An 18,654-nucleotide genomic window follows, 5' to 3' on the forward strand; every position below is an offset into this window, starting at 1 on the left:
AAGCTGAAAATTGAAACGACACATCTTTAATGGTGTGTTCGAGTCTCTCAAATTTTCGCAATCAGAAGTGAAACATCTTCGGGTTGTGAGGTTAAGCGACTAAGCGTACACGGTGGATGCCCTGGCAGTCAGAGGCGATGAAGGACGTGCTAATCTGCGAAAAGCGCCGGCGAGGTGATATGAACCTTTGACCCGGCGATGTCCGAATGGGGAAACCCAGTGTGTTTCGACACACTATCGTTAACTGAATACATAGGTTAACGAGGCGAACCGGGGGAACTGAAACATCTAAGTACCCCGAGGAAAAGAAATCAACCGAGATTCCCCCAGTAGCGGCGAGCGAACGGGGAGCAGCCCGGAGTCTGAATCAGCTTGTGTGTTAGTGGAACGGTCTGGAAAGTCCGACGGTACAGGGTGATAGTCCCGTACACGAAAATGCACATGCTGTGAACTCGAAGAGTAGGGCGGGACACGTGGTATCCTGTCTGAATATGGGGGGACCATCCTCCAAGGCTAAATACTCCTGACTGACCGATAGTGAACCAGTACCGTGAGGGAAAGGCGAAAAGAACCCCGGCGAGGGGAGTGAAAAAGAACCTGAAACCGTGTACGTACAAGCAGTGGGAGCCTCTTTATGGGGTGACTGCGTACCTTTTGTATAATGGGTCAGCGACTTATATTCTGTAGCAAGGTTAACCGTATAGGGGAGCCGAAGGGAAACCGAGTCTTAACTGGGCGTTAAGTTGCAGGGTATAGACCCGAAACCCGGTGATCTAGCCATGGGCAGGTTGAAGGTTGGGTAACACTAACTGGAGGACCGAACCGACTAATGTTGAAAAATTAGCGGATGACCTGTGGCTGGGGGTGAAAGGCCAATCAAACCGGGAGATAGCTGGTTCTCCCCGAAAGCTATTTAGGTAGCGCCTCGTGAACTCATCTTCGGGGGTAGAGCACTGTTTCGGCTAGGGGGCCATCCCGGCTTACCAACCCGATGCAAACTACGAATACCGAAGAATGTTATCACGGGAGACACACGGCGGGTGCTAACGTCCGTCGTGAAGAGGGAAACAACCCAGACCGCCAGCTAAGGTCCCAAAGTCATGGTTAAGTGGGAAACGATGTGGGAAGGCACAGACAGCCAGGATGTTGGCTTAGAAGCAGCCATCATTTAAAGAAAGCGTAATAGCTCACTGGTCGAGTCGGCCTGCGCGGAAGATGTAACGGGGCTAAACCATGCACCGAAGCTGCGGCAGCGACGCTTATGCGTTGTTGGGTAGGGGAGCGTTCTGTAAGCCGTTGAAGGTGGCCTGTGAGGGTTGCTGGAGGTATCAGAAGTGCGAATGCTGACATAAGTAACGATAAAGCGGGTGAAAAGCCCGCTCGCCGGAAGACCAAGGGTTCCTGTCCAACGTTAATCGGGGCAGGGTGAGTCGACCCCTAAGGCGAGGCCGAAAGGCGTAGTCGATGGGAAACAGGTTAATATTCCTGTACTTGGTGTTACTGCGAAGGGGGGACGGAGAAGGCTATGTCAGCCGGGCGACGGTTGTCCCGGTTTAAGCATGTAGGCGGAGGTTCCAGGTAAATCCGGTACCTTGTTAACGCTGAGGTGTGATGACGAGGCACTACGGTGCTGAAGTGATAAATGCCCTGCTTCCAGGAAAAGCCTCTAAGCATCAGGTAACACGAAATCGTACCCCAAACCGACACAGGTGGTCAGGTAGAGAATACCAAGGCGCTTGAGAGAACTCGGGTGAAGGAACTAGGCAAAATGGTGCCGTAACTTCGGGAGAAGGCACGCTGATATGTAGGTGAAGCCCCTGCGGGCGGAGCTGAAATCAGTCGAAGATACCAGCTGGCTGCAACTGTTTATTAAAAACACAGCACTGTGCAAACACGAAAGTGGACGTATACGGTGTGACGCCTGCCCGGTGCCGGAAGGTTAATTGATGGGGTTAGCGGCAACGCGAAGCTCTTGATCGAAGCCCCGGTAAACGGCGGCCGTAACTATAACGGTCCTAAGGTAGCGAAATTCCTTGTCGGGTAAGTTCCGACCTGCACGAATGGCGTAATGATGGCCAGGCTGTCTCCACCCGAGACTCAGTGAAATTGAACTCGCTGTGAAGATGCAGTGTACCCGCGGCAAGACGGAAAGACCCCGTGAACCTTTACTATAGCTTGACACTGAACACTGGTCCTTGATGTGTAGGATAGGTGGGAGGCTTTGAAGCGTGGACGCCAGTCTGCGTGGAGCCGCCCTTGAAATACCACCCTTTAATGGCTGGTGTTCTAACGTAGACCCGTAATCCGGGTTGCGGACAGTGTCTGGTGGGTAGTTTGACTGGGGCGGTCTCCTCCCAAAGAGTAACGGAGGAGCACGAAGGTTGGCTAATCCTGGTCGGACATCAGGAGGTTAGTGCAATGGCATAAGCCAGCTTGACTGCGAGCGTGACGGCGCGAGCAGGTGCGAAAGCAGGTCATAGTGATCCGGTGGTTCTGAATGGAAGGGCCATCGCTCAACGGATAAAAGGTACTCCGGGGATAACAGGCTGATACCGCCCAAGAGTTCATATCGACGGCGGTGTTTGGCACCTCGATGTCGGCTCATCACATCCTGGGGCTGAAGTAGGTCCCAAGGGTATGGCTGTTCGCCATTTAAAGTGGTACGCGAGCTGGGTTTAGAACGTCGTGAGACAGTTCGGTCCCTATCTGCCGTGGGCGCTGGAGAATTGAGGGGGGCTGCTCCTAGTACGAGAGGACCGGAGTGGACGCATCACTGGTGTTCGGGTTGTCATGCCAATGGCACTGCCCGGTAGCTAAATGCGGAAGAGATAAGTGCTGAAAGCATCTAAGCACGAAACTTGCCCCGAGATGAGTTCTCCCTGAGACTTTAAGTCTCCTGAAGGAACGTTAAAGACGATGACGTTGATAGGTCGGGTGTGTAAGCGCAGCGATGCGTTGAGCTAACCGATACTAATGAACCGTGAGGCTTAACCTTACAACGCCGAAGATGTTTTGGCGAAGAGACAGACAATCACATTTCAGCCTGATACAGATTAACAGAATTTGCCTGGCGGCTTTAGCGCGGTGGTCCCACCTGACCCCATGCCGAACTCAGAAGTGAAACGCCGTAGCGCCGATGGTAGTGTGGGGTCTCCCCATGTGAGAGTAGGGAACTGCCAGGCATCAAATTTAGCGTGCTGATATGGCTCAGTTGGTAGAGCGCACCCTTGGTAAGGGTGAGGTCCCCAGTTCGACTCTGGGTATCAGCACCACTTTATACTTAGGTTAAAGTCCGGCAAGAAGTAAAAGAATTTGTCTGGCGGCTTTAGCGCGGTGGTCCCACCTGACCCCATGCCGAACTCAGAAGTGAAACGCCGTAGCGCCGATGGTAGTGTGGGGTCTCCCCATGTGAGAGTAGGGAACTGCCAGACATCAAATAAGTAGAAAGGCCATCCGCAAGGATGGCCTTTTTGCGTTATGTCTCCAGCTAAATACATTCCCTTATTCGATATTCTAACTGGCACCGTTATTACCTTACGGACGTATTATAGCGTTTTACCCTGCTGAAGCTGAGGCTGTGAAATGCATTATGCTGGTTCGCCGCAGCGTTAAATGAATTAAATGTTTATGCCAAAGGCTGTATAGATAAGGGCGTATAGCGGGAAGTAAGGTAGCGTATTGAATTTAATTAATATCTGATGCTATTGGTGATGGGATATATACGTACCGTAGATTTGGCAACAATAAAAGCGCGGCCATCGCCGCGCTTTTAAAAGTCTTATTTAGTCAGGGCGACAATACCAAGCGTCAGGCCAGCGATTGCCGCGGCTCCACCAGCTATCGCGCCTGCTGTTTCCCAGTTATCCTGAGTAGTGCCCTTCATACAGGTATTGGTATGAACCAGTCGGCCCTGATCGTCGTATACCGGTACACATGGAGAGTCGTGCGCGCAACCAGCAAGCAGCGCAGCGAGAAGTGCAACGGAAAGGAATCTTTTCATGATGTTACCTCAATATGATCGCTTATTCGCTACAGAGCCGATGCGGCAATTAACGAATTGATGATTATTTTACCACCGCACTAATACCATGAAGCACGGGGAATAATCTCAATTTGTGTAGATTGTAAAAATCATGGAGAAAAAAGCGTGGGCGCTGAATATTAATGGAGGAAATGTGGAGAGGAGGCATTTTATTACATTGTTTTCAGGAAATAAAAAAGGCACCAGAGGTGCCTTTATGATTTTCATTAATCTTTGTGCTTTGTAAACCGTCTCCGGACAACCACAAAGAAAACAGGAACAAAGAAAATGGCCAACAGAGTGGCTGACAGCATCCCGCCCATCACGCCCGTCCCGACCGCATTTTGTGCCCCACTACCTGCACCGCTGCTGATGACCAGAGGCATTACCCCAAGGATAAATGCCAGGGAAGTCATCAGGATAGGACGCAGACGCATACGCGAGGCTTCAAGCGTGGCTTCGATAATCCCTTTGCCTTCTTTATCCATGAGATCCTTGGCGAACTCAACGATCAGTATGGCGTTCTTGGCTGATAAACCAATTGTCGTAAGCAGACCAACCTGGAAGAAAACGTCATTATTTAACCCTCGCATTGATGCAGCCAGAAGCGCACCGATCACTCCCAGCGGCACAACCAGCATGACCGAGAAGGGAATTGACCAGCTTTCATAGAGGGCGGCCAGACACAGGAACACCACTATTAGCGAAATGGCGTACAGCGCTGGAGCCTGATTCCCGGAAAGTCGTTCCTGATAAGACATCCCCGTCCAGTCGTAGCCGATGCCGGACGGCAGTTTTGACGCAAGGCTTTCCATCAACGCCATCGCCTCACCGGTACTTTTGCCTGGCGCAGACTCACCGAGGATCTCCATTGATGGCATCCCATTGTAACGTTCCAGACGTGGTGAACCGTACACCCAATGAGAGCTGCTAAAGGCAGAGAAAGGCACCATTTCGCCGTTAGCGCTACGCACATACAGGTCGTTAATGTCTCCTGGTAGCATACGGAAGCGAGCATCAGCCTGGACGTAAACTTTTTTCACACGTCCGTGATCGATAAAGTCGTTCACATAGGTGCCACCCAGCGCTGTTGAGATGGTCTGATTGACGTCAGCCACGCTCACACCTAACGCCTGTGCTTTCTCCTGGTCGACATCCAGTTTGAACTGTGGCGTATCTTCCAGGCCGTTAGGACGCACGCGGACCAGTAAGTCAGGGTGTTCCCTCACCATACCAAGCAGTTGGTTACGCGCCTGCGTTAGCTGCGTATGTCCCAGGTTTGCCTGGTCAATCAGTTCAAAGTCGAAGCCTGTTGCGGTACCCAGTTCAATAATGGCTGGCAGGTTAAACGGAAATACAAGACCATCTTTGATCTGGCTGAACGCTTTCGTCGCACGGCTGACAATTGCCCCAACGCCGTTTTCCTTACCCGGGCGCTCTTCCCATGGCTTCAGGCTGACGAAAGCGATACCGGAGTTCTGCCCCTGTCCGCTAAAGCTAAACCCGTTTACCGTAAAGACCGATTCAACGTTCGCTTTCTCTTTGGTCAGATAATAGTCCTGAACCTGATCGAGTACCTGCTGGGTACGCATCTGCGTCGCCCCTGCTGGCAGCTGAACCATCGTCATAAACACCCCCTGATCCTCTTCCGGCAGGAAGGAGGTAGGCAGGCGCAGGAACAATACTGCCATGCCGCCGACGATGATGACGTAAACCAGCAGATAGCGCCCGGTCTTACGTAAAATGCCGCTCACGCTGTTGCTGTAGTGCTCCACGCTTTTATCAAAGAGCGCGTTAAACCAGCCGAAGAATCCACCTTTCTTTTCATGGTGTTCGCTGGAAACCGGTTTGAGCAGCGTTGCACAAAGTGCAGGCGTTAATATCAACGCCACCAGTACGGACAAGGCCATCGCGGAGACAATGGTCAGCGAGAACTGGCGATAGATAGCCCCGGTTGACCCACCAAAAAATGCCATCGGAATAAATACCGCCGAAAGCACCATGGCAATGCCCACCAGAGCGCCCTGGATTTGCTCCATCGACTTCTGCGTCGCCTCTTTTGGCGGCAGCTTATCCTCCACCATGACGCGTTCTACGTTCTCTACCACCACGATGGCATCATCGACGAGCAAACCTATCGCTAATACCATCCCGAACATCGTCAGGGTGTTAATGGAGAAGCCGAACGCAGCCAGTACCGCAAAGGTGCCCAGTAACACCACGGGCACGGCGATAGTCGGAATAAGGGTCGCGCGCAGGTTTTGCAGGAACAGGTACATCACCAGGAACACGAGAACGATCGCTTCAAACAGCGTCTTCACCACTTCATGGATGGAGATCTTCACGAAAGGTGTGGTGTCGTATGGATAAACAACTTTCAGTCCCTGAGGGAAGAAAGGCTGTAATTGCGCCAGCTTACTCTTGATGGCGGCAGCGGTATCCAGCGCGTTTGCGCCAGTCGCCAGCTTGATCCCTAGCCCCGTTGCTGCCTGGCCATTGATTTTGGTGACCATGTTGTAGTTTTCGCCACCCAGCTCAATGCGGGCCACGTCTTTCAGGCGGACCATTGAACCGTCCTGATTCACCTTCAGCGTCACACGACCAAATTCTTCCGGCGATTTCAGACGCGTTTGAGCAATAATTGAGGCGTTCAGTTGCTGCCCTGGTACGGACGGCGTTCCGCCCAACTGACCCGCAGCAATCTGGTCGTTCTGCGTTTTCAGCTGATTAATAACATCCAGCGGCGTGAGCTGATATTTGTTCATCGCGTTGCTGTCCAGCCAGATGCGCATTGCATACTGCGCACCGAACAGCTGCACATCACCAACGCCGGAAGTACGGCTGATTGCATCTTTTACGTTAGAAGCAACGTAGTCGGAGATATCATCCTGAGTGAGGTTTTTATTGTCCGACACAAAGCCAGCAACCAGCAGGAAGCTGCTGCTGGATTTTTCCACGCCGATCCCCTGCTGCTGCACTTCTTGCGGCAGCAACGGCATGGCAAGCTGGAGTTTGTTCTGAACCTGCACCTGCGCGATATCAGGATCCGTACCCGACTCGAACGTCAGGGTGATGGTGACGTTACCGGCGGAATCACTGGTAGACGACATATACATCAGATTATCGATACCGTTCATGTTCTGTTCGATAACCTGAGTTACGGTGTCCTGTACCGTCTGGGCATCAGCGCCAGGGTAGGTTGCTGTCACCGCAACCGCCGGGGGCGCAATGGTCGGATATTGCGCGACGGGCAGTTTTAGAATGGCCAGCCCGCCCGCAATCATCAGAATGATGGCGAGTACCCAGGCGAAAACAGGCCGTTGAATAAAGAAATTAGCCATGTCGTTATTCCTTAACTGGCTGGAGTTGCGGCGGTATCAGGAATAGCCACGACGGTGACGCCAGGGCGAACTTTTTGCAGGCCGCTAATAATGACGCGGTCGCCGTTTTTGAGGCCTTCCGTGATCAACCAGCGATCGCCAATCGCCTGCGGAGCAACGACAGTGCGAGATTCCACCTGGTTTTTCTCATTTACCACAAGCACGGTTGCATCCCCGCGAGGTGTACGGGTTACTCCCTGCTGGGGAACAAGAATGGCATCAGGCTGTGTACCTTCATCAATGCGTGCACGGACAAACATACCCGGTAACAGCATATGCTGTGGGTTAGGGAAGAGGGCGCGAAGGGTAATTGAGCCGGTACTTTCATCTACCGTGACATCAGAGAACTGGAGCGTACCTTTCAACGGGTAAGGCTGACCATTTTCCATGAGCAACTCGACGCTGCTGGTGTCTCCTTTTTGCAGGCTTGTCTGCTGTTTCAGACGCATAAAATCGCTGCTGGATTGCGTCACATCGACATAAATGGGATCGAGCTGCTGAACCGTCGCCAGCGCAGTTGACTGACCATTAGTGACTAATGCCCCTTCGGTGACGCTGGATTTACCAATACGCCCGTTGATTGGGGAAGTAACTTTCGTATAGGCCAGGTTGATCCGTGCGCTTTCAACGCCAGCCTTCGCGGCAACGACGCTCGCATCCGCCTGCTGGGCAGTTGCCACCGCCTGATCGTACTCCTGCTTGCTCACATATTGCGTACCCACCAGCGGAACGTAACGTTTCACCGTCAGATGGGCGATATTTGCCGCCGCCTGTGCTTTTACCAGTTCACCTTTCGCATTGTCGTAGGCTGCCTGATAGGTGGCCGGATCGATCTGATAAAGGGATTCACCCGCTTTAACGTCGCTACCTTCGGTAAAATTACGGTGCAGAATGATACCACTTACCTGGGGACGAACCTCCGCAACACGATACGCATCTGTTCTGCCTGGCAATTCCGTCGTTACGGCCAGTGGCGCACTTTTAACAATATGCACACTGACCTGAGGAGCTTGCGCATGCTGCTGTGGGTTTTCTTGCCCATCGCACCCGGTGAGCAGCGCGGCACAGACAATGAAACCGTATAAGGGTAAGCATCTGAAGTGATTCGTCATTACTGTTCCTTAAACTACCCTTGAACCGATATTTTTCATGAATCGGTGAAAGGGTGTGAGGCAAAAAATAGAAATGTAGCTGCGTATAGTAATGAGGGTATTTAATGTTTTTTAATTTATAAGTGCTGATGGCACTTTTAAAAAGCAAAAATCGGATTCTGACCCAGTGCATTCGGCATTCTATTTCTGTCAGGATAATCAACGGAATGCTTTTGGGTGAGTGCTATTTATATATCTTGTGAATTCAATTCGTTTGATTTATTCATGCGGATTATAAATTAAATGAATTGACTTTTTTTGTGCAAAATTAAAACGAATTTTGGTAAATACTTTGATTTACCCGAACACGTCAATATCCTTTGATAACGTATCAACCTTATGAGTAGTGAGTAGCAGGTTATGGCGCGCAAAAAGAAAGAAGAGGCTCTAAAGACCCGGCAGCAGCTGATTGAAGCCGCTATCGGTCTGTTCGCGACGCGTGGCGTAGCTAACACCACGCTTACCGACATTGCGGATGCTGCTCAACTCACTCGTGGGGCGGTTTACTGGCATTTCTCGAGTAAATCGGAAATATTTAACGCAATCTGGGAACAGCAATTGCCGTTGCGTGAGATGATTCGTGACAGGTTAATACTTTCCGAAAAAGATGACCCTTTGTTAATGTTACGTGAACAATTTATTGTCGCGCTACAATATATTGCGAGCGAGCCCAGGCAGTATGCGCTTTTACAAATTCTGTATCATAAGTGTGAATTTCATGACGATGTGATTTCAGAATGTGAAATACGCAAGCGGATCGGTTTAAACGATGATTATCTTCGCAGGACGTTAAGACAATGCATTGCTCGTAACGTCATATCTTCCCAAACTAATATTGAACTGGCGCTGATTGTTTTCCATGCCTTTTTTAGCGGAGTCATTAAAAACTGGTTAATGGATAGCAACAGTTTCAGTCTGTACAAACAAGCACCGGCGCTGGTGGATAATATTCTGGCGACACTGCATATCACCCGTGTAGCGCCAGTGGTTTACGATACAGCTTCATGACTGCGTCCGGGGTGGCGATATCTCCCCGTGCTGGCACTGTTCCTTAATAGCTTGCGCGGTAATCGGTTTGCCCAGCAGATAACCCTGTAGCGTATTACATCCCAGCTCTGTCAGAAACGCCTGCTGCGCTGCGGTTTCGACCCCTTCCGCCACGACCTTCAGATTCAGCGTTTTCGCCAGGGCGACAATCGCCGAGACGATCGTTGCATCCTCGCTCTCCCCACTTAACTCTTTCACGAAAGCACGATCGATTTTCAACTCGCAGGCGGGAAGCCGCTTAAGATAGAGAAGGCTTGAGTAACCTGTGCCAAAATCGTCTATCGAGGCTTTCACTCCCGCATCCGTCAGCGCTGTCAGGACACGTACGCTTTCGTCTGGATTGCTCATCGCCGTGGTTTCGGTCACCTCCAGGATCAACATGCCGGGCGGCACGCTATGGCGCGTCAGACAATCAAGCACCGTTTTAACCAGCGAAGGCTGTTCGAACTGCAATGTTGAAAGATTCACCGCCATTGACCAGTCCGTGTGGCCCTGAAGATGCCATTCACGCAGCTGGCGGCAGGCCTCGTCGATTACCCAGTTTCCAATTGGAATAATCAGCCCCGTTTTCTCTGCCAGGGGTAGAAACAGATCGGGAGGCAGTAACCCCTGTTTTGGGTGCTGCCAGCGTAACAGCGCTTCGAACCCGAGGACCGGTCCGGCAGGCGCGTGGAATTTGGGTTGATAAAGCAGACGTAACTCATTTCGGTCAATGGCCTGCCACAGATCATTCATCAGCTGAAGATGCGTCTGCGCCAGCGTATTCATTGACGGCTGGAAAAAGTGATAACCGTTGCGGCCCATATGTTTTGTGTGGTACATCGCGGCATCAGCGTTAAACATCAGTTCACGATCCGTTTTGCCATCGTGCGGGTAGAGCGCTATGCCAATGCTCAGGGTGACCATCAGTTCATAAGGATCGAGATGGAACGGGCTATCAATGACGCGCACCAGTGAATTTGCCAGTGAGGCAGCATCATCCGGGGTGTCGGTTTCGGCCAGCAGGACAAATTCATCCCCACCAATACGCGCCAGCGTGTACTGACCTTTCAACTGCAACAGCAAACGCTGAGTCACCGCAACCAGAAGCTTGTCCCCGACATCATGACCATAGGCATCGTTGACGGTTTTAAAGCCATCGGGATCCATAAACATCAGCGCAAAAGGGCTTCCTTCGCGATCGGCCTTGCTGATGGCCTGATCGAGGCGATCCTCAAGCAGAATACGATTGGGCAATCGCGTCAGCGTATCATGCAACGCCAGCTGTGCGAGTTCACGGTTCGCTTCTGCCAGTGATGAGGCCAGCAGCGAGGTACGAGCCTGAAGGCGGGCATCGAACATCGACACCAGCAGCGTAATCCCCAGAATAGCAAGCGCGACCACGCTAACCAGTATCGCCAGCCAGCTGCCGTTAATGCCATGGTGGTGGACCATCGTCGACACCGGAAATTGTGCTGCTTCCATACCGGCGTAATGCATGCCAGCGATAGCGATACCCATGGTGATTGCCGCCCCCAGCCGCATCAACGCCATTTGTGCGGCTTCCTGGCGTAAACGGAACGTCAGCCAAAGCGCGGCCAGTGAAGCGGCAAGGGCAATGACCACAGAGATGACCACCCACGTTTTATCCCAGACAATACCTGGTGTAACCTCCAGGGCCGCCATACCGGTGTAGTGCATGGCAACAATGCCCGTTCCCATCACGACTGCGCCGGGCAGCAGCCGGCGTAAACGTAACTGCTCCCCGCTAACGAGCCACAGGGCAAACATCGACGAGCTGATGGCGATAACCATCGAAAGCACGGTCAGGGCCGCGTTGTAACTCATGCCCATGGAAAGATCCATCGCCAGCATACCGATGAAATGCATCGCCCACACGCCAATCCCCATCGAAACACCACCACCTGCCAGCCAGACGCGTGCAGCGACGCCCTGGCTTCCGGCAACGCGCGCAGCCATATTCAATGCGGTATAAGCGGCAAGAATGGCGACAACAAAGGAGATGACTACGAGGATTTGGTTGTATTGGCTAACCAGCATGGTCTGTTCACTCGTTGTGGGACGTTAGGCAAGAGCGGTTGGAAAGGGCACAGACATTATCATCGTCAGGAAATGACGAAAAGTGATTTAAATCCCTGTTTTTATTGGGTGATAGCAGGGTTTTACACTGGATGGAAGAGGTTAGTCCAGCTCTGAGCAGTTGACCAGTTTAAGCGGGTTCACGGAATTCATATTGCGACATTTATCGGTTTCGGTGCTCATCAGTTCAATCCACTGCATCAGCAGCGCATCGAAAATGAAAACAGAGACAGCAAAAACGACCAGCCACCAGTATTTACGAATCATGTCCATTCCGCGAAAAGAGAGCCTGTAAGGTGGTGGAAATATACACGAAATGTGGGCGTTGAAAAGTGGGGAAAGAGAAGGTTTACAAAGCGTTGACGGTCACCTGTCCGGACGATAAAAAAGGCGCTTCCCCATGCCGGTTAGCGCCTTTTTAAACAAGCATTTAACTGACTAGTATCAGTTCATGCCATATTTTTTCAGTTTCTTACGCAGGGTACCACGGTTGATGCCCATCATCAGGGCAGCGCGGGTTTGATTACCACGGGTGTATTGCATCACCATGTCCAACAGTGGCTGTTCAACTTCAGCCAGTACCAGCTCATACAGGTCATTAACATCCTGACCGTTCAGTTGAGCAAAATAGTTCTTCAGTGCCTGTTTAACCGAGTCACGCAGGGGCTTTTGAGTCACCTGATCCTGAGAGTTAACGGTAGAAACGGTCAGTACGTCAGAATTTACGCGTTGTTCGAACATAGTTCTGTCAGCTCTTTATTTCATTACGCAAGATTTTCGAAGTATGCCTCCAACGCCTCCAGCTGTTCGCTGGCATCCTCAATGGCGTTGAATGTGCGCCGAAACTGGTCATTTGGAGCGTGCTCCTGGAGATACCAGGAGACGTGTTTACGCGCAATTCGGTACCCTTTTGCCTGGCCGTAGTGGTCATGCAGTTCCCGAACATGCGAACAAAGCAAGCGCTTGACCTCTGCCAGAGGCAGCGGGGCAAGCAGCTCCCCAGTGTCCAGATAATGCTGGATTTCCCGAAAGATCCAGGGTCTTCCCTGAGCGGCACGTCCTATCATCAGAGCATCAGCTCCCGTATAGTCGAGCACAGCTCTGGCTTTAAGCGGGTCAGTAATGTCGCCATTCGCGATAATCGGAATGGAAACTTTCTGCTTAACTGCCCGAATGCTGTCGTATTCAGCTTCACCGTTGAACAAACAGGCGCGAGTGCGTCCATGAATGGTCAGGGCCTGAATGCCACAGTCTTCGGCCAGTTGGGCAATCTCTACACAGTTACGGTGTTCCGGCGACCAACCCGTGCGAATCTTCAACGTAACAGGAACGTCCACTGCGCTGACAACCGCCGTCAGGATTGACTTCACCTGGTCGGGGTATTGCAGAAGGGCTGAACCTGCAAGCTTGCGATTCACCTTTTTGGCCGGGCAACCCATATTGATATCAATAATCTGGGCGCCACTTTCCACGTTAATACGCGCGGCATCTGCCATCTCTTCAGGTACGCTTCCGGCAATTTGCACGGTGCGGATACCTGGCTCATCCACGTGCACCATCCGTAGGCGGGACTTATCGCTTTCCCAAACCTGCGGGTTAGACGACATCATCTCGGAAACGGTCAGTCCTGCTCCCATCTCATAGCACAGCGTCCTGAACGGCCGGTCGGTAATACCTGCCATTGGGGCTGCGATCAGGCGATTTCTGAGCTGGTGGTGTCCGATGCGCATGAGTTAAGAAATGACCATACTGTGACTGCAAGGCGGCGTATATTACGCATTTTTTGCACGAGATGAAAGGCCAAACTTTGAACAATCCTCTGTTGTAGATCATGGAATCGCCAGTCATGCTTTTCGGATAAGATTATTCGCTATTTAAATCATTGTGTTATGAATAAATGAACATTTTGTGGGCGCTTACAATTTCCCGTAACTTCTCATCATTTCTGAATAAATGAATCAATTGTCCGGGATAATCTGCTGCTATAAGCAGCAGATTATGGCGCTTCTTTGCGATCTGCGTCGCATTTCAGCACAGGATATCAGCGTAAAAAATCGGCTTATTCAACCACCAGACGGCCATGAAGTGGCTGAACCGGGCGGCTGTTTTCGTGGTGCATGGTGTGAGTAAATTTTTGCAGCTGTTCGGCAGAGACGGTCAGCGGATGCTTGAGCACCAGCCACGTCACCCCTTCTGAACATGGCGGCGTGGTCAGAGAGCCGCTAAAACGCCAGTAGGTTTTATCCGCGGGCAGTAATTTATTCATATCGAGGGTTGGCTTAATCGTGACGTTCTGGTCAACCTGTCCTGGCATCAGGCCCCAGAGCTTATCCAGTTCAGTATTTGCCGCGCCCTGATCGAACATAACGGCAACGACCGTCAGTTCGCCGTCAGCGTTTTTATGAACCAGATGCATTTCCATTGCGTATTTTTTACCGTGCACCGTATTTTCGGATGGCGCATGGAAATGGAACTGCTGTAACGTCCAGCGCTGTTTATCAAGCGTGATGCTGTCGCGTGTATCGGCATTTTCACTCGCCTGGATAGTATGGCCGTTGTTTGTCAGAATGACCGGGCCGTCGATATAGTGCGTTTCCAGCGGAGAGATATGGGCTTTGACTGTGTTATCAATGTTAATCGGCGACTGATACATCCCGCTTTTACACGTCTTGTAGGCCTCGTCCAGCTCGCCCCAGTGTTCCGGCGCGCCTTCCCCTTGATAGCTCCAGTGTGATGCGTAAGCCGAAGCCGATATTATGCTCAGCGCCAGCAGCGCTGCCTTGCCTGAAATGTGTTTCATCGTATTCTTCCTGTGAATTTTATTATCCAAATCAATGATTAACATTATGATTTGTGTGGTTATTTTATCGAAGAAAGGAAGAGGACGGGAGAAAAAACCGAAGGGAAAAGGCGTGGTCAGACGACCACGCCAGACGCTTATTTTTTTAGGCCTGTGATGCGACACCACTCTTCTTTCTCGACCACCGGGTCGAGTGCAAAGAGATCGGCGTAGGCTTCACAGACGCTGTCTGCCTGGCTGGCAAGGATACCGGACAGGCCCAGCAGACCGCCTTCAACCGGCAGGACGCTAATTAACGGTGCCAGCTCGCGCAACGGGCCAGCCAGGATATTCGCGACCACCACATCGGCTTTCATGGCCTCTGGCTGTGCATCGGGCAGATACAGCTCAAGGCGATCGGAAACGCCATTACGCTCGGCGTTATCACGGCTGGCCTGAATCGCCTGCGGATCGATATCGATCCCGATGGCTTTTGCCGCGCCCAGCTTCAGCGCTGCGATAGCGAGGATCCCGGATCCGCAGCCGAAGTCGATCACGGTTTTGCCTTCCAGATCCAGGCCATCCAGCCATTGCAGGCACAAAGAGGTTGTTGGGTGAGTACCGGTGCCAAACGCCAGACCCGGATCCAGCATCACGTTGACCGCGTTTTCATCGGGAACCTCACGCCAGCTTGGACAAATCCACAGACGCTGACCAAACTGCATCGGATGGAAGTTGTCCATCCACTCGCGTTCCCAGTCTTTGTCTTCCAGCTGTTCGATTTTATGCGCGAAACCAGTGCCCAGCAGCGGATGGTTTTCCAGAATCGCCACCACCTCTTTCATGTCGGTTTCTGCATCGAACAGGCCGATAACGTCCGTATCACCCCACAGGCGCGTTTCGCCTGGCAGCGGCTCAAAGACCGGCGTGTCATGCGTGTCCTGGAAGGTGATAGAGACCGAACCGGCCTCCATCAGCGCGTCACTCAGTTCTTCGGCGTTTGCGCCGGTTGTGTTCAGTTTTAATTGGATCCACGGCATGGCAAAACTCTTTATTTATCAGTAGAAATCAGGGCAGCTTGTGGCGTCGGGTGACCAAAACGGTTTCCGACCACAAACGCCAGTAAACTTAACAGTAACGAAGGCACGATCGGATGGAAGCCCAGATACTGAATTTTAAACGTGGCGAGAACGGTATACAGGACGCCCCCGACAATCATGCCGCTTAATGCACCTTCGGCATTCGCGCGTTCCCAGTACAGCCCCAGCACCAGCGGCCACAGGAATACGGCTTCCAGCCCGCCAAAGGCGAGCAGGTTCAACCAGATGATCATCTCCGGTGGACGCCACGCGGCCAGCAGCAGCAACGCCCCCAGCACCAGGGTAATCACCGCCGACATGCGCTTCAGGCGTCGTTCATTTTCGACCTGTTCAGGGCGCACATTCAGATAGAGATCTTTAATGATCGTAGCGGAACTTTGCAGCAACTGAGCGTTGATGGTCGACATAATGGCCGCCATGGGGGCGGCGAGGAAAATCCCGGCGGCAAACGGCGGCAGCACTTTTACCATCAGGGTCGGAATGACCAGATCCGGTACGGTAAGGTCAGGGATCACCGCGCGTCCCAGCGCGCCCGCCAGGTGCATACCGAACATCAGGATCGCCACCACAATTGTCCCGATGATGATCCCGCGGTGCACCGCTTTGCTGTCTTTATATGAGATGCAGCGCACGGCGGTATGCGGCAGGCCAATCACCCCAAAGCACACCAGCACCCAGAACGAGGTCATAAAGGTGGGAGAAAGGATGTCATCCGCTCCCTGCGGCGAGACCAGTTTCGGATCGATCGCCTCCAGGGTTTCAACCGCATGGCTCAGGCCCCCTGCGGCATGCACGATACCTACCAGCAGGACGATAGTGCCGATAAGCATCACCATCCCCTGCAACGTGTCGTTCAGCACGCTGGCGCGGAACCCGCCAAACGCGGTATACAGCGCGATACTCACACCGAAAATGATCAGACCCGTCTCGTAGGGGATCCCGGCTGCCGTTTCCAGCAGGCGTGCGCCGCCGATAAACTGCACCGTCATCGCGCCAATAAACGCCACCAGCAGACTCAGGCTTGCCAGCCATACCAGCAAACGACTCTGATAGCGGGCAAACAGCATATCGTTCAGCGTTACGGCATTGTAGCGACGGGCCAGAATGGCAAACTTTTTACCCAGTATGCCCAGAGAGAGCCAGATGGCAGGCAACTGGATCATAGCCAGCAGTACCCAGCCCAGCCCGTACTTATAAGCGGCGCCGGGGCCACCAATAAACGAGCTGGCGCTGATATACGTGGCGGTCAGCGTCATGGCCAGCACGACGCCGCCCATTGAGCGGCTCCCGAGGAAATACTCGTTCAGAAAGGTGCCGGTCGAACGTTTACGCATCGCATAAATCGACAGGCCAAACACCAGGAACAGATAAGCGATAAGGGGCAGAATGACTTCAAGCTGCATCATCGTCCTCCAGGGAAATATCGCGATAGATAAATTTCACCATCGCCCAGCACAGCACAATAAACACCAGCGGCAGCAGCAGGCAGGCCATTTCAAACCAGTGCGGGAGGCCGGTAATGCCAATCGCCGAATCAGGTAAGTAAGCGGTTACTAACCATGCGACGAGATAGAGAAGGGTCAGCCACAGCGCCCAGCGCGCTTCTTTATGGGCCTGAACAAAACGTTTGTCCATTTTTTGTCCCTTGTGGATGAAGAAAGCGGGGATTGTACATGATGGGGCCTGGCGATCCCCAGAAATAAAAAAGGCCGGATAATCCGGCCTTTTAGCAACACTGGTCTCTTACTTCTCGTTCAGACCGAGTTTTTTCTCCAGGTAGTGGATGTTAGTCCCACCATTCTGGAAGTGCTCGTCGCTCATAATGCGCATCTGGAGATCAACGTTGGTTTTGATCCCGTCGATGATCAGCTCCTGAAGGGCGTTCTTCATGCGGGCAATGGCCACGTCACGGTTTTCGCCGTAGCAGATCAGCTTACCAATCATTGAGTCATAGTACGGCGGTACGGTGTAACCGGCGTAGATATGGGACTCCCAGCGCACACCAAAGCCACCCGGCGCGTGGAAACGCGTGATTTTACCCGGGCTTGGCAGGAAGGTGTTCGGGTCTTCGGCGTTGATACGGCACTCTACCGCATGGCCTTTCACCACAACTTCTTCCTGTTTGATGGACAGCGGCTGACCGGCTGCGATACGCAGCTGCTCTTTGATCAGGTCAACGCCGGTGATCATTTCGGTAACCGGGTGTTCAACCTGAATACGGGTGTTCATCTCAATGAAGTAGAACTCGCCGTTTTCGAACAGGAACTCAAAGGTACCCGCCCCGCGATAGCCGATATCGACACACGCTTTGGCGCAACGCTCACCGATGTAGCGACGCAGTTCCGGCGTAATGCCCGGCGCTGGCGCTTCTTCGACCACTTTCTGGTGACGACGCTGCATGGAGCAGTCACGTTCTGCCAGATAGATCGCGTTACCCTGACCGTCAGCCAGCACCTGAATTTCGATGTGGCGTGGGTTTTCCAGGTATTTTTCCATGTACACCATGTCATTGCTGAAAGCCGCTTTCGCTTCCGCTTTGGTCATGGAGATGGACTGCGCCAGTTCAGCATCGCTGCGTACAACGCGCATACCGCGACCGCCGCCGCCGCCGGACGCCTTGATGATCACCGGATAGCCAATGCGTTTAGCATGGGCACGGTTAGCATCCATGTCGTCGGTCAGCGGGCCGTCAGAGCCTGGTACGGTTGGAACACCGGCTTTTTTCATCGCGGTGATCGCAGACACTTTGTCACCCATCAGGCGAATAGTGTCGGCTTTCGGGCCGATGAAGATAAAGCCAGAGCGTTCTACCTGCTCAGCAAAGTTGGCGTTCTCAGAGAGGAAACCGTAACCCGGGTGAATCGCGACCGCGCCAGTGATTTCGGCGGCGCTGATGATTGCCGGGATGTTCAGATAGCTTTTTACGGACGGAGCCGGACCGATACAGACCGTCTCATCCGCCAGCAATACGTGTTTTAAATCGCGATCCGCGCTTGAGTGCACGGCCACGGTCTTGATGCCCAGTTCTTTACAGGCACGAAGAATACGCAGTGCAATCTCGCCACGGTTGGCGATAACAATTTTATCCAGCATGTTC

Annotated in this window: 13 protein-coding genes, 1 tRNA gene and 3 rRNA genes; 5 read left to right on the forward strand and 12 right to left on the reverse strand. The window is 52.5% G+C overall.

Annotation, left to right across the window (positions count from 1 at the left end; all coding sequences use genetic code 11):
• Window positions 1-89 precede the first annotated feature (89 nt).
• The 4 genes from BH712_RS19980 (at window position 90) to rrf (BH712_RS19995) (ending at window position 3,431) form a co-directional block, all read left to right on the forward strand.
• Window positions 90-2,995: ribosomal RNA gene (locus tag BH712_RS19980) — 23S ribosomal RNA — on the forward strand.
• Between the two features lie 71 nt (window positions 2,996-3,066).
• Window positions 3,067-3,182: ribosomal RNA gene (gene rrf / locus BH712_RS19985) — 5S ribosomal RNA — on the forward strand.
• A gap of 14 nt (window positions 3,183-3,196) precedes the next feature.
• A tRNA-Thr gene (locus tag BH712_RS19990) sits at window positions 3,197-3,272 on the forward strand.
• Window positions 3,273-3,315: 43 nt separating this feature from the next.
• Window positions 3,316-3,431: ribosomal RNA gene (rrf, locus tag BH712_RS19995) — 5S ribosomal RNA — on the forward strand.
• Between the two features lie 347 nt (window positions 3,432-3,778).
• Here the strand turns inward: rrf (BH712_RS19995) and BH712_RS20000 are convergent.
• From BH712_RS20000 to BH712_RS20010, 3 genes are all read right to left on the reverse strand, one after another.
• Complete coding sequence (locus BH712_RS20000; protein WP_003860364.1) at window positions 3,779-4,000, reverse strand: lipoprotein; 222 nt, start codon at window positions 3,998-4,000, stop codon at window positions 3,779-3,781.
• 248 nt (window positions 4,001-4,248) lie between these two features.
• Window positions 4,249-7,362, reverse strand: coding sequence for an efflux RND transporter permease subunit (locus BH712_RS20005; protein ID WP_006812181.1), 3,114 nt, complete (start codon window positions 7,360-7,362; stop codon window positions 4,249-4,251).
• A gap of 11 nt (window positions 7,363-7,373) precedes the next feature.
• The gene (locus tag BH712_RS20010) at window positions 7,374-8,513 is read right to left on the reverse strand and encodes an efflux RND transporter periplasmic adaptor subunit (RefSeq protein WP_006812180.1); all 1,140 of its coding nucleotides are present in this window, start codon (window positions 8,511-8,513) and stop codon (window positions 7,374-7,376) included.
• A 399-nt stretch (window positions 8,514-8,912) separates the two neighbouring features.
• Between BH712_RS20010 and envR the strand changes: the two genes are divergently transcribed.
• Window positions 8,913-9,560: an acrEF/envCD operon transcriptional regulator gene (gene envR / locus BH712_RS20015; RefSeq protein WP_006812179.1), complete on the forward strand. Its 648-nt coding sequence runs from the start codon at window positions 8,913-8,915 to the stop codon at window positions 9,558-9,560.
• On the opposite strand, the gene BH712_RS20020 is transcribed toward envR, so the two are convergent.
• From BH712_RS20020 to accC, 9 genes are all read right to left on the reverse strand, one after another.
• Window positions 9,555-11,639 carry a putative bifunctional diguanylate cyclase/phosphodiesterase gene (locus tag BH712_RS20020; RefSeq protein ID WP_006812178.1) on the reverse strand — a complete coding sequence of 695 codons (2,085 nt, stop codon included), beginning with the start codon at window positions 11,637-11,639 and terminating at the stop codon, window positions 9,555-9,557. The genes envR and BH712_RS20020 overlap by 6 nt on opposite strands.
• A 141-nt stretch (window positions 11,640-11,780) precedes the next feature.
• Window positions 11,781-11,945, reverse strand: a complete 165-nt coding sequence (locus BH712_RS20025) for a DUF2556 family protein (protein ID WP_003860373.1) — start codon at window positions 11,943-11,945, stop codon at window positions 11,781-11,783.
• 177 nt (window positions 11,946-12,122) lie between these two features.
• Complete coding sequence (fis, locus tag BH712_RS20030; protein WP_000462905.1) at window positions 12,123-12,419, reverse strand: DNA-binding transcriptional regulator Fis; 297 nt, start codon at window positions 12,417-12,419, stop codon at window positions 12,123-12,125.
• Window positions 12,420-12,442: 23 nt separating this feature from the next.
• Entirely contained in the window at window positions 12,443-13,408 is a 966-nt protein-coding gene (gene dusB / locus BH712_RS20035) for a tRNA dihydrouridine synthase DusB (protein ID WP_006812176.1), read from the reverse strand.
• A gap of 329 nt (window positions 13,409-13,737) precedes the next feature.
• Window positions 13,738-14,478 (reverse strand): carbonic anhydrase, encoded by a 741-nt coding sequence (locus BH712_RS20040; RefSeq protein WP_032674077.1) that lies wholly within the window; start codon window positions 14,476-14,478, stop codon window positions 13,738-13,740.
• A gap of 137 nt (window positions 14,479-14,615) precedes the next feature.
• Window positions 14,616-15,497: a 50S ribosomal protein L11 methyltransferase gene (gene prmA / locus BH712_RS20045; RefSeq protein WP_006812174.1), complete on the reverse strand. Its 882-nt coding sequence runs from the start codon at window positions 15,495-15,497 to the stop codon at window positions 14,616-14,618.
• Between the two features lie 11 nt (window positions 15,498-15,508).
• Entirely contained in the window at window positions 15,509-16,960 is a 1,452-nt protein-coding gene (gene panF, locus BH712_RS20050) for a sodium/pantothenate symporter (RefSeq protein WP_032674076.1), read from the reverse strand.
• Window positions 16,950-17,192: a YhdT family protein gene (locus BH712_RS20055; protein ID WP_006812172.1), complete on the reverse strand. Its 243-nt coding sequence runs from the start codon at window positions 17,190-17,192 to the stop codon at window positions 16,950-16,952. Before BH712_RS20055 ends, panF begins: the two co-directional genes overlap by 11 nt.
• Before the next feature lie 108 nt (window positions 17,193-17,300).
• A complete protein-coding gene (accC, locus tag BH712_RS20060) occupies window positions 17,301-18,650 on the reverse strand; it encodes an acetyl-CoA carboxylase biotin carboxylase subunit (RefSeq protein ID WP_003860388.1) in 1,350 nt (449 codons plus the stop codon).
• Window positions 18,651-18,654: the final 4 nt, after the last annotated feature.

The sequence above is a fragment of the Enterobacter hormaechei ATCC 49162 genome, from assembly GCF_001875655.1.
In the GTDB taxonomy this organism is placed as follows: domain Bacteria; phylum Pseudomonadota; class Gammaproteobacteria; order Enterobacterales; family Enterobacteriaceae; genus Enterobacter; species Enterobacter hormaechei.